Annotated in this window: 11 protein-coding genes; all 11 read right to left on the bottom strand. The window is 59.9% G+C overall.

The genetic code is table 11. The features are described 5' to 3' along the window. Positions 1-2 precede the first annotated feature (2 nt). The gene (locus Q666_RS46100) at positions 3-998 is read right to left on the bottom strand and encodes an aldo/keto reductase (RefSeq protein ID WP_023003708.1); all 996 of its coding nucleotides are present in this window, start codon (positions 996-998) and stop codon (positions 3-5) included. Then, on the bottom strand, positions 988-1,968 hold the full coding sequence (locus tag Q666_RS46095) for a sugar-binding transcriptional regulator (RefSeq protein ID WP_023003710.1): 981 nt from the start codon (positions 1,966-1,968) through the stop codon (positions 988-990). The genes Q666_RS46100 and Q666_RS46095 overlap by 11 nt, the downstream gene beginning before the upstream one ends. A 26-nt stretch (positions 1,969-1,994) precedes the next feature. Continuing rightward, on the bottom strand, positions 1,995-2,939 hold the full coding sequence (locus tag Q666_RS46090; RefSeq protein ID WP_051990117.1) for an ABC transporter permease: 945 nt from the start codon (positions 2,937-2,939) through the stop codon (positions 1,995-1,997). A gap of 71 nt (positions 2,940-3,010) precedes the next feature. Further along, on the bottom strand, positions 3,011-4,528 hold the full coding sequence (locus tag Q666_RS46085) for a sugar ABC transporter ATP-binding protein (RefSeq protein WP_023003714.1): 1,518 nt from the start codon (positions 4,526-4,528) through the stop codon (positions 3,011-3,013). A 115-nt stretch (positions 4,529-4,643) separates the two neighbouring features. Further along, the gene (locus tag Q666_RS46080) at positions 4,644-5,660 is read right to left on the bottom strand and encodes a substrate-binding domain-containing protein (RefSeq protein ID WP_023003716.1); all 1,017 of its coding nucleotides are present in this window, start codon (positions 5,658-5,660) and stop codon (positions 4,644-4,646) included. A 538-nt stretch (positions 5,661-6,198) separates the two neighbouring features. Then, on the bottom strand, positions 6,199-7,938 hold the full coding sequence (locus Q666_RS46075) for an OFA family MFS transporter (RefSeq protein WP_031270586.1): 1,740 nt from the start codon (positions 7,936-7,938) through the stop codon (positions 6,199-6,201). Between the two features lie 403 nt (positions 7,939-8,341). Next, positions 8,342-10,363 (bottom strand): HAMP domain-containing sensor histidine kinase, encoded by a 2,022-nt coding sequence (locus Q666_RS46070; protein ID WP_031270588.1) that lies wholly within the window; start codon positions 10,361-10,363, stop codon positions 8,342-8,344. Further along, a complete protein-coding gene (locus Q666_RS46065) occupies positions 10,356-11,744 on the bottom strand; it encodes a sigma-54 dependent transcriptional regulator (RefSeq protein WP_023003722.1) in 1,389 nt (462 codons plus the stop codon). Before Q666_RS46065 ends, Q666_RS46070 begins: the two co-directional genes overlap by 8 nt. Before the next feature lie 290 nt (positions 11,745-12,034). Beyond that, positions 12,035-13,597 carry a serine hydrolase domain-containing protein gene (locus Q666_RS46060; protein WP_023003724.1) on the bottom strand — a complete coding sequence of 521 codons (1,563 nt, stop codon included), beginning with the start codon at positions 13,595-13,597 and terminating at the stop codon, positions 12,035-12,037. Positions 13,598-13,690: 93 nt separating this feature from the next. Continuing rightward, complete coding sequence (locus Q666_RS46055; RefSeq protein ID WP_161633287.1) at positions 13,691-15,412, bottom strand: ShlB/FhaC/HecB family hemolysin secretion/activation protein; 1,722 nt, start codon at positions 15,410-15,412, stop codon at positions 13,691-13,693. Positions 15,413-15,426: 14 nt separating this feature from the next. Then, positions 15,427-16,701 (bottom strand): serine hydrolase domain-containing protein, encoded by a 1,275-nt coding sequence (locus Q666_RS46050; protein WP_152533328.1) that lies wholly within the window; start codon positions 16,699-16,701, stop codon positions 15,427-15,429. Positions 16,702-16,849: the final 148 nt, after the last annotated feature.

The following is a 16,849-nucleotide window of genomic DNA, read 5'->3' as shown; positions in this document are numbered from 1 at the left end:
TCTTAAGCGGCGAGTTCGGTCAGATGGGTCGCGGCGGCATCGCCGATGAGCCCGATTTCTTCACTGGTCAACCTGAGGCGCCCCGCCTTGGCATTCTCCCGCGCCTGCTCCGGATCGCGGGCTCCGCACAAGGAGAAGTTGATGCCCGGCTGCTGCAGCGTCCAGGCGATCACCACCTGGGCCTTGGTGGCTCCATGGGTCTCCGCTATCGGTGCGATGGCGTCCATCAATCTGGCAACCTTGCGGCGGTTTTCGACCGAGAAGCGCGGATTGTCCTTGCGCTGATCATCACCTTCGAAGGTTCTGTCAGGACCGATCTTGCCCGTCAGAAGGCCCAGCGCCAGCGATGAATAGCTCAGCACCGAAACCTTTTCCTTGAGGCAGAGCGGCACCAGGGTGTCCTCGATGTCGCGCTTGATCATCGAATATTCTTCCTGGATCGCGTCCAGCTGCCCTGCAGCCACATAGGCCTTCACATCGTCGGCAGTCGTGTTGCTGGCACCGATGGAGCGGATCTTGCCCTGGGTCTTCAGGGTTTCCAGCGCCTCCATGGTTTCCGCAATCCGCGTGGTCGGATCCTGCCAATGGGTGATGTAGTGATCGATGTAATCGGTCCCGAGCCGCTTCAGGCTCTGCTCCACCTCATGGACGATCGCATCCTTGCCGAGATACCGGTGCACCGGCTTGCCGTCATAATCAAAGAAGTGATTGCCCTTCTGGGTGTGCCAGACGAGACCGCATTTGGTTGCCAGCACCACCTTTTCGCGGCGGCCTGCAATCGCCTTGCCGACAATCTCCTCCGACAGCCCCTGGCCATACGCCGGAGCAGTGTCGATCAGGCTGATGCCTTCATCGATGGAAGCCTGAATTGCGGAAATCGACTTGGCTTCATCCGTGCCGCCCCACATCCAGCCGCCAATGGCCCAGGTGCCGAGCCCGATAGCCGACGCCTCGATGCTTGAGCGTCCGATCTCGCGTGTCAGCATTTCATGCAACATTCTGTTTGCCTTCCATGGTTGCAAGGACCGCTCCCGCGGTGTCCTCGTCCAAGATGAGTGAATTCAGATAGTTTCCGTTGAGGACGGCCCGGATCGGCCAGATCTTTTCGTCGCCCGAGGTCACCCCGATGACGCGCTTGAAGCGCCGCAGCTCTTCTGGCGCCAGTGCGACCAGCCGCGAATTGAGGGCGTAGTCTGCAACCGTCCCGTCCTGGCGCATCAGGTAGGCCAGGAATTCGGCGCTGACACCGCTGCCAACCAGCATCTTGCGGTCCGATTCAGGCATCGGATGCAGGTCGTAGTAACTCGACCCGGGCGTCGCGATGGATCCGATGCCGACCAGAGCGATCGTTGCCTGCCGTGCCAGGTCCAGGACCTCGCGAATGGAGCCGACTTCCATCAGCATGTCGCGCTGTTCCCGGCTTTCGGCAAAGAGCGGCGCATGAAGCTGCAGTGCCTTGCCGCCCAGCTTCTCGGCCATCAGGCTGGCCTGATGATTGACATCCGTGTGGTACTTGCCCTGCACTCCACCGGTAAGCGGCACCACGGTGACGTCGAACTTCCGTTCGGTCTCGATGTTCTGCACCACCGCCCCGACGGCCTTGCCGCCCGTGATGGCGATGATGTCGCCGTCGCGGATGGTCTCCACCAGATGGTTGGCAGCGGCAAGCCCGACCTGCTTCAGCGTCGTGTTCGGGCTGCCTTCGACGGACGATGTAACCAGCGCTTTTGAAAGCGGCGTCGACTGTTCCAGCAGGTTTTCCAGATCCGTCAACCGCTGGAACGGGTTTTCGATATCGATCTTGATCATGCCCATCTTGCGGCCCTGGGTGATCAGACGGTTCACCTTGGACGTCGACAGGTTGAGCAGTTCGGCAATTTCCGACTGTTTCTTGCCTTCCAGGAAATGCAGCACGAGAACCGTGTGCATCTGGCGCATCAGCTCGATATCGTTTTTCTTGTCCGCCATCTGGTTGCCTCTTCGCTGGAGCCGGGTCAGGCGCGTTTCTTGACGAGATAGTGGTCAATGGAGACCGCCGCCAGCAGGATCGAGCCGCGGATGATGTCCTGCCAGTAGACCGAGACATCCAGAAGCGCGAGCGAGCTGGAGACCACCGACAGCAACACCGCCCCCAGGATCGCTCCGAAAATGGTACCCGAACCACCCTTGAGGCTCGCCCCGCCGATAACGGCCGCCGCAATCACGTTCAGTTCCATGCCGATGCCGAAGGTCGGCTGGGCAGAACCGAAGCGGGCCATGTAGATGATGCCGGCCACACCACACAGAGCCGAGCAAAGGGTGGTCGTGAAGAACACCACGCGCTTGGTGCGGATGCCGGAATAGGCGGCGGCCTTCTCGTTGCTGCCGGTATAGAACACCTTGCGGAACATGGTCGTGCGGCGCAGCAGGAAGTCGAAGCCGATCACCACCACAAGGAAGATCAGGATCACGACCGGGATCGGTCCGATGGACCCCTGACCGATGAACTTGAACTCGGGCGGCAGCGTGAACAGACCGAGCGGACGCCCGCCCGTACCCAGAAGACACGCCCCCCGGGCGATCACCATGATCGCCAGCGACACGATGAAATGATGAAGGCCGACGCGGGTGACAAAGAACCCCATGAACGCCCCGATGGCCGTGCAGGCAGCAATCGAAATCGCCGATGCGACCCAGGGGTCGACCCCGTTCAGGAACAGCCAGCCGGCAATCACCATGGCGAGCGCTGTCACCGAACCAACCGAAAGATCGATCCCGCCGGAAATCAGCAGGATGGTCATGCCGACCACCACGATGCCTTCCACGGCAAATGCCATGACCATGGCGCGCATGTTCACCCAGGTCAGGAAGTAGGGCGAGGCGAAGGACATCACGATGAACAGCACTAGGATGATCGCGATCAGTCCCGTTTCACGCATGCGCAACAGTTTGCGGATCATCGATACGTCTGCCGGTTTGCCGTTCGGCGCGTCTGTCAGGGAGACGGCGTCTTCCATGGTTTCCCCCACGATTAGTTTATGGTTGCCTGGGCGCCCACGGACGCCAGGTGCATTATGTTTTCTTCGGTCATCTGATCGCCCGTGACTTCGCCGCTGATCTGTCCCTCCCGGACGACCAGCACACGGTCACAAACGCCGATCAGTTCCGGCAACTCCGACGAAATCACCAGAATTCCGACCCCGCTGCTGGCGAGATTGCGCAGGATGCGATGGATCTCGGCCTTTGCGCCGACATCGACACCACGCGTCGGCTCATCCAGGAAGATCAGCTTCGGATTGACCGACAGCATTTTCGCGATCGCAACCTTCTGCTGGTTGCCTCCGGAAAGCGATGACACCGGGTCAGACAGCGAGCCACATTTGAGATTGAGACGCTTGCCAAGCGTGTCTGCCTGCGCCTCCTCCCGGCTTCCGGCAATCAGACCGAAGGAATTCGCGACCTGTTCCGGTTTCAGGGCGGAGACATTGGCGGCAATGGACATATCCAGAAAGATGCCGTCACCCTTGCGGTCTTCGGACAGGTAGACGATGCCCTCGGAAATGCTATCCCGATAGGTCTTCAGCGACAGCTTGCGACCATTGAGCGAAACCTCCCCGGTCACGTCGCCTTCAAGCCGGCAGATGCCCTTCACGATCTCGCTGCGCCCGGCGCCGATCAGCCCGGCAATCCCGAGGATCTCGCCCTTGCGGAGCTGGAACGAGACATCCTTGAAACGCGTCCTTTCACTCAGGTTCTGAACGTCCAGAATGATATCGTCCGTCTTTTCGCTTTCGGACTGCTTGCGCGGGTAAAGCTCATCGATCACCCGGCCGACCATGGCATTGACCACGTCATCGGGCTGGATCTCCGCAACATTGCGGGTAGTGATGTAGGTGCCGTCCCGGAAAACGGAGACCCGGTCGCAGTTGTCGAAGATCTCGACCATGCGATGGGAGATGTAGATGATCGAGATGCCCTTGTCGGCAAGACGGCGCATGATCTTGAAGAGGATCTGCGCTTCTTTCTCTGTCAGCGCCGCCGTCGGCTCATCCAGGATCAGCACCCGGCAATCGAGTGTCAGGGCTTTGGCGATCTCGACGAGCTGCTGGTGGGAAATCGACAGATCCCGCACGAGTGTCGTCGGATCGATGTCGCCAAGCTGGCCCAGCACTTCAGCGGCCTTCTTTTCAAGTGCACGATAGTTCATCAGGAACGAACGGCTGACATTGGTCGTCGCCATGAAGATGTTTTCAGCAACCGTCACATCGGGACACAGGGCAATCTCCTGGTGAACGAAGCCGATGCCGAGCTTCTGCGCCATCGCCGGAGATGAAATGACCACCGGTTCGCCATCGAAGCGGATATCTCCGCTGTCCGGCTGCAGGATGCCGTCGATGATATTCATCAGCGTCGATTTGCCGGCACCGTTTTCCCCGGCAAGCGCATGGATCTCGCCCTTGCGCAATTCGAAACTTACCCCCTTGAGCGCCTGAACCGGCCCGAAGGATTTCGAGAGGTTGGAGATCTTGAGGATCACATCGTCAGTCATGACAGGGCCGATTTGCTCGCAATTCCGGAGAAAGAACGGGCTGCCTGATCTGCTGCATCGATTGCAGGCAGCCCGCCGTATCACACGGGGCTCCAAAGGAGCCCTGGTTTGTTCATCAGCTCGGGTCGCGGCCTTCCATGTAGGCGTTGAGGTCGAAGCTGTCGGCGTTTTCCTTGGTGATCACGGCAAAGCCGTTGTCGACGTAAGGGATCTGAACCGGGTTGTAGCCGGACACCTTGTAGTCGTTGAACGGGTCGAACACGTCGGAGTGCGCGGCGAGGAACACGGCCATGAAGCCCATGAACCCCTGCATGCCCTGGTTCGGATTAAGCGCCATGTGGATGTTGCCCGCCTTGATGTGTTCAAGAGTGGTCGGCGTCACATCGGCATGCATGATCAGCACTTTCGCTTCCGCTTCCAGCACCGCTGCAACAGCTCCTTCAGCAGAGCCTGCTTCCGGGATCCAGAGAGCGGCAAGGTTCGGGTTGGCCTGAAGGATAGAGGCCGTTGCCCGGTAGGCGGCATTGCTGTCTTGGTTGGTCGCCTGGCGGCCAACCAGTTTCATGTTCGGGTAGTGCTCTCCCATGTAGTCGAGCAGCGCGGTCACGCGCAGATCGTGGTTCGACTGACCCGGGTTTTCAAGAACCGCATATTCCGCGCTGTCACCAACCTGCTTGACGATTTCTTCGGCGGCAAACTTGGCTTCGGCAAGGTTGTCGGAGGTGATATAGGCACTGCGCTTGGACTTCGGAGAATCCGCCGCGAAGGTCACGACCTGCGTGCCGTTGTCGACGGCCCGGTCGATCGGCTCGATAAACGGATCGGACTGCATCGGGTGCAGCAAGACGCCAGCCGGCTGCTTGACCATGTCCTGCTCGAAGGAAGCGATCTGCTTGGTGATGTCATAGTCCGGCGTGCCGGAGAAGATCGTCTCGCAGCCAAATGCGGACGCAGCCTGCTTGAAGCCCTGATAGACCGGCACCCAGTAGGGATGGCCGGAAACCATCACGTTCATGATGTAGGTTTCGCCCGGCTCGCATTTCAAACCATCTGCCGCGGCCGGAGCTGCGGTCAGAACTGCAGCCGACAGCATGGTCGACGCGAGAATTCCCTTGAAGATAGAAGTGCCCATGGTTTCCTCCCTGGACCAACGGGCTGCCAACCGCGAACGGTCGAATGCCCGATGGGTGATCGATTTCAGATTGTCAGGACATCCAGTCTGCGTTCCTCTCAACGCAGGGAGCCTGACGCTGCTCCTCCCGGTCTTGCAGGTCAGCCTGTCAAACAGGCCAGCTCACTGCAAGAAATTTCAAACACTGGTTTTTATCCCAGCGAGACCATGGATAAGGGCAGCCCCCGAAAGCCGTCAAACTGTTTTGGTATTTATTTCTTTTTCTGAAATTTATTTCAATCAACACTTCAAATAAGACATTGCCGAGCATAGACCCGAAAGAGAACACAAGCCATTGAGAGAAAACATCTTTTCGTGGCAGGCATTGCATCTGACCATTCGAAAACGCTCACCATGAACGTGCCGAAAAACTGACGGAGCGCCCCTGACGGGGCCGAAATCCGCCCCCCAGTCCCTCAGCTTTGTGATGCATATGAACACAAAAAAGGCCCGGAAGCGGATGCTCCGGGCCGGTTGATCGTGATGGCAGAAGCCTTGATCAGGCCTTCGCCGGCTCCGCACCGTCCGGAACCGGGCTGGTCCCGTCGGCACCGGCTTCCATGTGATGCTTGTCGTGCACCGGCTTCACCAGCGAGTTCGCGATCAACGCGATCACGAGCAAGCCTGCCATGGCATACATGGTGGTGTTGTAGAGGCTCGGTGTGGGATCCACCGTGCCGGCCGGAGCGATTTCCATCAGCCGGGCAACAGTCACCGTCTTTGCGGCCACCAGCTGGTCGAGCTGATCGACACCCGCACCGAATTTCTCGGCAAAGGCACTCGGGTCCACCTTGGCGGCAAGATCCGTGATCGCATTGTTGAGGGACATGTTCCGCAGCTGGGTGATCGCCAGCGGCCCCAGAACGCCTGCCGTACTCCACGCCGTCAGCAGACGCCCATGGATACCACCGACATATTTCGTGCCGAAGATATCGGCGAGATACGCCGGGATGGTCGCAAAGCCGCCGCCATACATCGTGAAGATGATCATGGTGGCTGCATAGAACATCACGAGCCAGGTAACGGCCGGATTGACGCTCACCTGTTCTGCTGCAAACGGAATCGACAGGTAAAGAATGATCCCGAGCACGAAGAAGCAGTGGTAGGTGTTCTTGCGGCCTATGAAGTCAGATGTGGAAGCCCAGAAGAACCGTCCAACCATGTTGAAGACCGAGATCATGAACACATAGGTTGCCGCAAAGGCCGAATTCACGATCAGCGGCAACGTGGTGCCGAAGATTTCCGTCATCATGGTCTTGGCAACGCCGATCACGCCGATACCCGCCGTCACGTTGAAGCAGAGCACGATCCACAGCAGATAGAACTGCGGTGTCTTGAGCGCCTGATCGATGTGAACGTTGTTGTGGGTGATCATCTTGCGGGACGCAGCATCGGCAGTTGGTGGTGTCCAGCCGGCCGGACGCCAGCCTTCGCGCGGAACCCGGTAGGAGAAGGCCGCGATGATCATCACGACCAGATAGACGATGCCGAGCGTGAAGAAGGTCCCTGCAGCCCCGGTGTTACCGGTACCGACCACATAGATCCCCTCCTGAAGGGCAACGGGCGCTGCTGCCACCTGCTTGGCGCCTGCGATGACCACTTCCACCATCTGGCCGTTGACTTCCGCAAGGCGCTTGCCGCCTTCGGTGATCAGGGCAACAGACCCTTCAGGGCCCAGGTACTCCGGCGCCTTGTAGAATAGACCGAGCAGATATTCCTTGATCGGCGTTGCGATCATCGCTCCGCCACCAAAGCCCATGATGGCCATGCCGGTGGCCATGCCGCGCCGGTCCGGGAACCACCGGATCAAGGTGGAAACGGGTGATACGTACCCAAGCCCCAGACCGCAGCCGCCGATCACGCCGTAACCGAGGTAAAGCAGCCAGAGCTGGTGCGTCATGATGCCGAAGCCGCCGATGATGAATCCGCCGCCCCAGCAGATGGCGGCAACAACGCCGACCATGCGAGGGCCGACTTCTTCAAGCCACTTGCCACCAAAGGCGGCCGCAAGCCCGAGAAACACGATGGCAACGGAAAAGATCCAGACGACCGAAGACAGGCTCCAGTCTTCCGGCGCTGCGGCAACCACCCCGAACTGTTTGATCAGAGGTGGGTTGAAGATGCTCCAGGCGTAGACGGAGCCGATACAAAGATGGATGGCGATGGATGCTGGCGGAACCTTCCAGCGGTTAAAACCGTCCTCTGCGACGATATGTTCCTTTTTCAACCGATCAAACATGCACTTATTTTCCTCCCATGCACGGTTGTCGGGCATTCCTCCGGGAAGGTGCCGGTCCCTTTGCGGCCGGCCTGTCATGTCTCCCCCGGTCCGGCAAGACAAAGCCGGATGCCCCGCTCCCGGCAGACGCGCACCTGTCGAAGCCTCCCGCTTCAGGTCCGCAACGCAGGAACGGTTGCACCGTCCCGCGCCTTCCGGCAGCTCCTTGCTGATGGCAAGTTCGGGGCCAGTTTCTTTTCTGTTGAATTTCAGACAGTTAGATTTTCAGACAGAAAGACGAGTGGACATTTTGTCCACATTCAAAAGTTGTTTTCCGGCCGTTTGGGACAATCTGTCCGGAAGCCCTTGACCGCCCAAACGGCCTAGATGCCGGGCGCAACTCAGGGGCAGCCCACCCGCAACGTCAAGTGCCTTCAGGCAACCAGATTGTGAAAACGGTCCCGGTCCCTTCGATGCTTTCCACCTTGATATCGCCGCCCTGACGGCTGACCAGCGTCTGGGTAATCGAAAGCCCCAATCCGGTGCCCTGCCGGCTTTTCGTCGTGTAGAAGGGGTCGAAAATACGCGCGATAACATCCGCGCTCATGCCGACACCTGTGTCCGAAATCTCGATCGACACTCCGGCGACATCTTCCTTGTTCATATCCCAGGTTTTCATCTTCAGCGTGCCGCCACCGGGCATGGCATGGATGGCATTGACGATGAGGTTGATCAGCACCTGCTGCAGTTCCGTCCGGTTCATCAGCACCAGACGGGAGGCAGTGGCCTCGCGGACAACCTCGATATCGGTCTTGCGCAGGAGATGGCGGACCAGCGGAAGACAGTCAGAAATCACCTCGTCCGGAGCGTGCCGATCGGCATAGCCTGCATATTCGTCCGGCTTGGCGAACTGCAGCAGCTTCATGACGATCTGGTTGATCCGGTCCACCTGCTCGTCGATCAGGCGGATTTCCGTACTGGCAACCTTTGCATGCTCGCCGAGCAGCATGCGCAGCACTTCCAGATTGCCCTGGATCACTGCAATCGGATTGTTGATCTCGTGGGCAACACCGGCGGTGATCTCGCCGATGGCGGCAAGCTTCTCCGACATGATCAGTTGCTTGGTGGTGTCTTCCAGCTGCCTGTTCGCCATCTTGAGATCGCGCGTGCGTTCCTCGACGCGGGTGTTCAGCTCCTCGTTCCAGGACCTGAGCTGCCGGTCGCTTTCCTGAACCAGGTCAAGCAGATGATCGAGATGCTGGGCGACACGCGCAATCTCGTCACCGCTGCCTTCGGACCGCGTGCGGGCGCCAAGGTCTCCCTTTTCGACACTGGCAATGGTGTCCGTCATCTTTTCCAGTGGCTTGAAGACGCCGCGAGCCCACCTCAGGAACAGCGGCACGCTGCCAGCGGTCACGACAAGGAAACCCAGCAGCAGCGCGACCAGTGTCGCCAGCTTGGCTTCCCGGAACGGCGTCTCCAGAAAGCCGACATAAAGCATGCCCACCCGCTCGCCGAAACTGTCGGTGATCGGTTCATAGGCCGAGATGTACCAGTCGTTGACGACGAAGGCGCTGTCCAGCCAGACCTGCCCCTCGCCCAGCACCTTCTGGCGAACGGCGGCGGACACCCTCGTCCCAAGCGCGCGCTTGTCTTCGAACAGGCGGACATTGGTGCTGACGCGGACATCTTCGAGAAACAGCGTCGCGGTGCCCTGGCTGCCTTCGGGAAGGCTCGCCTCGCGGTAGACGAGATCGTTTATCGTGTCGATAAAGACGAGGTTCTGGTTGAGCAGAATGCCACCGACCAGAGCTGCCACGGGCGCACCCGGCACGGTGACCGGGCTTGCGGAGTGAACCACCATGCCGCGTGTTTCCGCGGCCCTTTCGGTCGGCACCGCATTGGGTGTCGGGACGAGATCCAGCCGGGCCCGATCTGCTAGTGCCGGAGAAATCGCCGTCAGATCACCGGCTTCGAAGATATCCACGCTTGTGGCGGCAGATCCTGCAAAGGCCTGTTCAATGACCGGCCAGTCCTTGGAGACCGGCGGAACGGCGCTTGGCGGAGAGGCCGCCTCGACTGTCCTGTCCTTGCGCACGACATACAGAAAATCGAGACCCAGCTCCTCACGCCGCCGCTCCAGCAGCCCTGCCAGAAGTGAAGCATCACCACTGTCTGCAACGTCGCGAAAGGAGGCCGACTGGCCCAGCGCATCGATCTTTTCACCCGAATTTTCCAGGATCCTCGAAAAGTACTGATGGGCAATGGTCAGGTCGCCATTGACCTTGGTGATCAACAGGGAATCGAACTTCGCGTTCCAGCGCACCATCGCCCAGCCGAGAAAGAGTGGCAGAACCACTAGTGTCGGCAACAGGGCGATGGCCAGTAGTCTGACCCTGACGGACAGGCGGCTTCCCGATTTCCGGCGTCGTCTCTCCTCAGCCATTCCAGTCCATCAGCTTCCTGTCGATGGTCTTGCGTGAAATGCCGAGCCGCCGCGCTGCTTCGGCACGGTTTCCACCGGCTTCCTCGAGCACCATCAGGATATGACGCTTCTCCATGTCCTGCAGCGTTTCCCCGCCGGGCAGCAACAGGCTCTGGGTACTGTGGAACTCCGCCGGAAAGCGGCCAAGGATCAAGGTTCGTTCGATCGTGTTGCGCAGTTCGCGAACATTGCCCGGCCATTCATAAGCCAGCAGTCCGGAGACCACTTCATCCGTAAACGGTACCGGCGGCATCCCAAGCTGAACGGACAGCTTCTGCATGAACAGCGAGGCAAGTTCACGGATGTCGTCGCCACGCTCGCGCAGCGGCGGCATTTCGAGCTGAAGCACGTTGACCCGGTAGTAGAGGTCCGCCCGGAACCGGCCCTCCTCCACGGCCTGCTCCAGATTTGCGTTGGTCGCGAACACGAACCGCAGATCGACAGGCACTTCACGCTCGGACCCGACCGGCCGAATTTTCCGGTCTTCAATTGCCCGCAGCAACTTGCTCTGCAGTGCCATGGGCAGTTCGCCGATCTCGTCCAGAAAAAGCGTACCGCCATGCGCATGCATGAACAGGCCGTCGCGGCTGGACCCGGCGCCGGTGAAAGCGCCTTTGAGATGCCCGAACAATTCAGCTTCGATCATGTCTCCGGGAATGGCGGCGCAATTGACCGGAACGAAGGGCTTGTCCGCCCGATCGGAAAGATCGTGAAGCGACCTGGCAGCAACTTCCTTTCCGGTCCCGGATTCCCCCGTGATCAGAACGGATGTCGGCAGTGGCGCGACGCGGGAAATCGTTTCGCGAATCTCGCCGATCTGGCGCGAATGTCCGATCAGCTTGTCACGCAGAAGAAGATGGTCGGATGTTGCCTGCAACTGGTGGCGCAACAGCTGGTTTTCCCGCAGCAGCGTGACCCGGTCGAGACACCTGGCAACCGCGTTCAGCAGCTGGTTGGACCGGAAGGGCTTCAGGATGAAATCCACGGCACCTGCCCGCAAGGCCTGGATCGCGGTTTCCAGATCCGCATAGGCCGTCATCAGAATCGCATCGGCGAAAAACCCGATCCGCCGCTGTTCGCCAAGCCATTCCACGCCGGATTTGCCTGGCATGATATTGTCGAGGATCACCACGTCATAATGGTGGGTATCAAGAAGCGCCGAGGCCTCGACCGTGTCGGCGGCCTGTTCGATGCGTTTGCAATAAGGCTCGAGCGTGCGGACCAGAAAATTGCGCATGCCAGGCTCGTCGTCGACGATCAGGATCGACGCCTGCGGCAACCAGGGACCGAATTCCGGCTGTGAATCTGCCTCTTCAGGACGTTTGGAAACACCGCTCTTCATAGCCCCTCCCCGGCAGTTTCATCCGTTCTTTTGTCATGGTCCATCCTCCGGCCCGGAGCATTGCATATTCCAGTATGCAATGTCTTCCGGAGACGCACGTGCAATTGCAACTATCTGAAATCGCGCGACCAATTGCCCAGACGGGAAGCTGCCTCAGCACCGGAGCTCTCAAGTATCCCGACGTCTTCTGCTTGTTCTCGCTGCGGATCAGGTGCTGAGGGTGTGCGAAAGTAAAAACCCCGCAGGATGTCCCTGCGGGGTTTGAATGTGCGTCGCAGAATCAGCTCACTCTATTGCGCAAGCCTTTCGAACCGCGCAGGCCCGTTCAGCACGAAGAGCTCGATTTCCAGGGTGCTTGCTTCCTTGCCATCGCCTGAGAAAGTCACCGTCGAGCGCGAACCAGCCACGGCATTTTCGTTGGCAATGTCAAACACCATCATCGACCCGTCCCAGTCATGCAGCGGCAGCTTTATTGGCTGGGGACCGGCAAGCAGGACGAGCCCGCCGTCCTCCTCTTGCACCTCGGCCGTGCCGAAGTAGGGATGGCCGTAACGGCCCGTGCAATAGCCAGCCGCAGGAGCAGGTGCGGCAGCGGCAGGAGCAGGTTCACCGGCCGTGAAGCCGGCAGGCGTATAGAAGGAAGCGAACAGGCCTTCGTATCCGGAGAACCAGTCTCGGGTCACACGCCCGAACTGAACCATGTCGGAGAAGGATGCGCCGATGGATTCAACGGCACCGACAGGAGCCGCATTCGACAGGACCACGATCCCTATGTCGAGCGAGGGGATCATCAGGAAATAGGTCGAGGCACCGAGGATGAAAGCACCTGAATGGCTGAGGATTACCCGGCCGGACGGGTCAGTGCCGACATTGAAACCATAGCCGTAGAACCCGGCGCGTTCGTCAGGCGTATGGGGACGGCTGGAAAAGCTCTGCGGACTGATTGCAGGCTGCAAGGCTTCGGGAGAAATAAGCTCCCCACCATCGGCCAGAACCATCTTCATCCATCTGGCCATATCGTTGATGGAAGAACTCACCCCGCCGGCGGGTGACTGGGCGTCCGGCTGCCGCTGGTACAGCGCCTCGAAACCGTCGCCGCTTCTGGCATGCGGCACCGCGCGGTTTTCCCGTGCCATGAAATCATCAAATCGCGCACTGGTCCTGGTCATGCCAAGCGGCTGAAACAGGGCCTCGTCAGAAAGGTCGGCCCATTCGGCCCCGGATGCTTCGGCAACCGCCTCGGCGCCGGCGGTCAGGCCGAAATTCGTGTAGGCGTAGCTCGTGCGGAAGGCGCGCAGGGGCTGCAGGCGCAAACGTTCGAGGATCGTCTGCCTGTCAAAGCCGATGTCTTCCAGATCGTCACCAGCATGGTCCGGCAGGCCGGAACGGTGGCTGTAGAGATCCCCCACTGTCAAACGTTCGGTAATATCGGGATCGGCAAGGCTGAACCATGGCAGCAGGTCGCGCATCCTGCTGTCCCACGAAACAACGCCGCGCGTGACCTGCCGGGCAACGACTGTTGCCCCAATCGACTTGGACACGGAAGCCATCTGGAAAACGGTGTCGGCGTCAATCGGTTGATCGCCCTCGCCGCCCCGCTTTCCGAAGCCTTTCGCGTAGACAGTCTCTCCCTTGTGGACGACGGCAACCGCTAGGCCCGGCACCTTGCTGCGCGCCTTGATGTCTTCAACGATCCCGTCAAGCCCGGCGATCGCCTTGTCGATCTGGCCAGGCGGAACATCGGTTCCCGCCGTTCTGGATGGCGGCAGGTCCTCGGCAAGGGCTGGTGCTGCCAGAACCGCGAGAGACGCGGACGCCAGGAACCGGCGCCGTGTGAGCTGGAAGAACGACATGTGTAACCTCTCAATCAGTCTTGCTGTTCGCGCCTGCAGGTCATTGCAGATGGGTTTCGGCCGGTCCGGCCGGGGCGATACTTTCCTGTGTCGTCAAAGCGCCAGCCCCAGCCTGAAGAAAACCCGGGTCCCCGGATCCTCGGCGTTTTCCGGCCGATGCCAGGGTGTGGCGGTGAGAACCTGAAAATTCACCCGGTCGGCAACCATGCCACTGACACCGACACCGGCTGAACCGAGTTCGTCGCGGGCAAAGTCGGCGGCTTCATCCACGTTCCAGACGACGCCATAATCGGCAAAGGCCGTCAGGGTGAGACCGGGAAGCGCAGACCATCCGGTTTCGATGTCGTGACTGACTTCAAACGCGGACGCAAAGCCACTGTCACCGGAGAGGCTGCCGCCATCGAACGCCCAGCCGTAGGGGTCGCCGCCGAGAGCGAACCGGACCGCACCGGGCAGCGGTGTCGGCGAATACTGGCTGGCCGTGCGCAGCTGAAGCCGAGCGATGGACGCCAGATCGTATGAGACGCCGAAGTTGAACCGGCCAAAGCGATAGTCGTCCGGGTCAATTTCCATTTCACCTTTGTGATTCAGGCTCTGACCCAGTTCGGCTCCAGCGGAAAATGAGGCAGGGCCTGCATCAAGGTCGTACCGGAGGGACACCGTCGCCCAACGCGCCTGTTCACGGGCAGCCCGCGCGCCCATCACGTCGATCCGGTCGTTCCGAAGATTGATTTCCACCTTGCCGTAAAGGCTCTGGTCGATGGTGCGAATGAGCGGATACTGGAGATGAGCCGAACCGATAACGGTTTCGATGTGGATGTCCTGCTCTTCCAGGTCTGCGCCGGGCTTCTGTGTCACATAGGTCAGGTCGTAGCCCGCGGAGAGCCCGTTGAACCCGATTGGAACCGACTGCGAAGCCTGCAGAAGCACCATTTCCTCGGGCGCGTCTAGAACGGTCACCCCAACCAGGCTTGTCGTTTCGAACAACCCGAAGATGTCGTTGACCGTGGCATTTCCGGAAAGTTCCAGCGGACCGACCGTATCTGTTCCAAGGTTATCGAGACCGACGCCGGCGCTGTATCGGCTGAAATCAACCGCGAGCTTCAGTGTACCGCCACCTGTGGGCGTTTCCGGGCGCACAATTGTTCCCTCTATCTGCAGACCGGCAAGATCGCTCATCAGCAGCAGGACGCGTTCTGCCTCCTTGATCCGAATGGGGCGCATGGAGGTCAGGCGGTTGATATAGGGCGCCAGGCGCTCCCTGATGCGCGGGATGGAACTGGTGATCTCGACGGTTTCAACATAGCCTTCGTAGACCCGGAGCGAGACCGCACCGGACGTAAAGTCCTGCACCGGAACGACGGTCATCGAAAAATAGCCGGCTCTCAGATAGGCGGCATCAACCGCCTCGGCGATCCGGTAGAGATCCGCAAGAGACATGTCCTTGCCGATCTTGCCCTGCCAGATGGCCGCCAGATCGGTGTCCGAAACCGAATGAGCACCGGCAATCGATACCGACCGGAGCGTGAAGCGTACCCTCTCGGCATCTTGTTCTGAAACACGCTTGCGCTGATCCTGCACCGTGATGTCGACCGTGCCCGGCCTTGTAGGCGGCGTGAACCGTTCAATAATGACGGTTTGCCCGGCGACGGCCTGATCCAGCGTTTGAGCCGGTGCAGAATGAGAAAACACCGCGGCCACGAAAGAGACGGCCAGAACCGAAGCAGCCCGAAGCCGAAAGGTAGATTTGGGATCAGCAGCGGCGGCACCGCGCAGGGTTTTTGTTGCCGGGGGAGGCAGCACCTGTCTTGTCACGGACGGCTCCGTTCTTATTCAGCGGTGTTCTGGGGAGCCGTTTCGCCGAGTAACGGAGCGACGGCGTTAAAAATGCGCATGGCAGGCAGCGAGCAGGACAGACCCGAGGCTTCGTCGACGTCCTGCGTCTCCATTGCCTCCTCGCAATCCCCGGAAGGCATGTCGCTGTTCGCCTGGACAACAAGGGTCGTGTCGGTCCGCGGGCTATGGAAAACGACCGTGGTGTATCCGGGCACTTCGCCCGTGTGGCCAACCCACTCTCCGTTGCACCGAAGCGCCAGGCCGTACCCATCAGGTGGACGGAAAGATCGCAGCCGCGCTTGCTGCATCTCGGTGCCGAGAAGCCCTTGGCCGGACCCAAGAGCTTGGCCATAGACGAGCAGATCGTCGAGGTTGGAAATCAGCTCCCCCGCTGTCCAGAGCGAAGCCGGGTTCCAGTGTGTGGCGACAAGAGGTGCTTCCGGCGTTGCATCGACGCCCTGAAGGGTAACGCCCTGCGCGTAGGGCTCCGGTAGTTCGGTCCTGCTTCCCGGCCAGACTGTTTTTTCCAGTCCGAGAGGCTCCAGGATCATCTTCCGCAAAGACGTCTCGAAGGGCTGCCCGGTGGTCTTTTCAATGACCATGCCAAGGAGGATCGTGTTCGTGTTGGAATAATCGTATTGCGTTCCCGGTTCGAAGAGCGGGGAATTTTCGACGGCAAAGGTCAAAAGGTCCTCGGGCGAAAACGCGACACCGGGTTGATCGAGAAACAACTCCACAAACCGTTCGGAAGCGGTGTAGCTCGCCACACCGCTGGTCATGTCCGCAAGCTGGCGCAGCGTGATCCTGTCTCCGTTGGGAATTCCCTCGACATAGGCGTCGATCGTGTCATCGAGAGAAAGCCGTCCGGCTTCTGCAAGCTGCAACAGCATTGTTCCGGTAAAGGTCTTGGTCACGGACCCGATGCGCGTGTGCATGCCCGGCTCCATAGGAGCTCCGGTTGCCGGGTCGGCAACGCCGTACCCTTTTTTCCATGTGCCGTCTGGTGTTTGGACACCAACAATGACGCCCGGCGTTTCGGCAAGTGGAAGCGCGGCCAGCACCGCATCATCCAGCTTTTGCGAGAGTGCTGCGGAGAGCGGCGTGTCGGGCCTGGCGTCCCTTGCCGCGGAGGTCACACCCCGGTCAAAATCTTCAACACATGTTACGGTCGCTGCGACGGGATTAACGCTGCATACCGACACCAGCAGGACCGCAAGCAATTGCACGGCCCGTGCTGTCACCGGGCCTGTTGTGACCGATCTTGTCAAACTGGGCTGTCCTCTTTTCCGGTTGCAGACGGGAGATCGCGCTTGCGGCGGGGCATGCCGCAGGGACGCGTCTCCATGAGGACTGGTGGTATGGAAATCAGGATGGCAAACAAAGTCGGCAACGGTGCAAAAATGGTATAAGTAGTTC

Source organism: Labrenzia sp. C1B70 (assembly GCF_000475395.1).
In the GTDB taxonomy this organism is placed as follows: Bacteria; Pseudomonadota; Alphaproteobacteria; order Rhizobiales; family Stappiaceae; genus Roseibium; species Roseibium algicola.
This window is presented reverse-complemented; position numbering and strand designations above follow the sequence as displayed.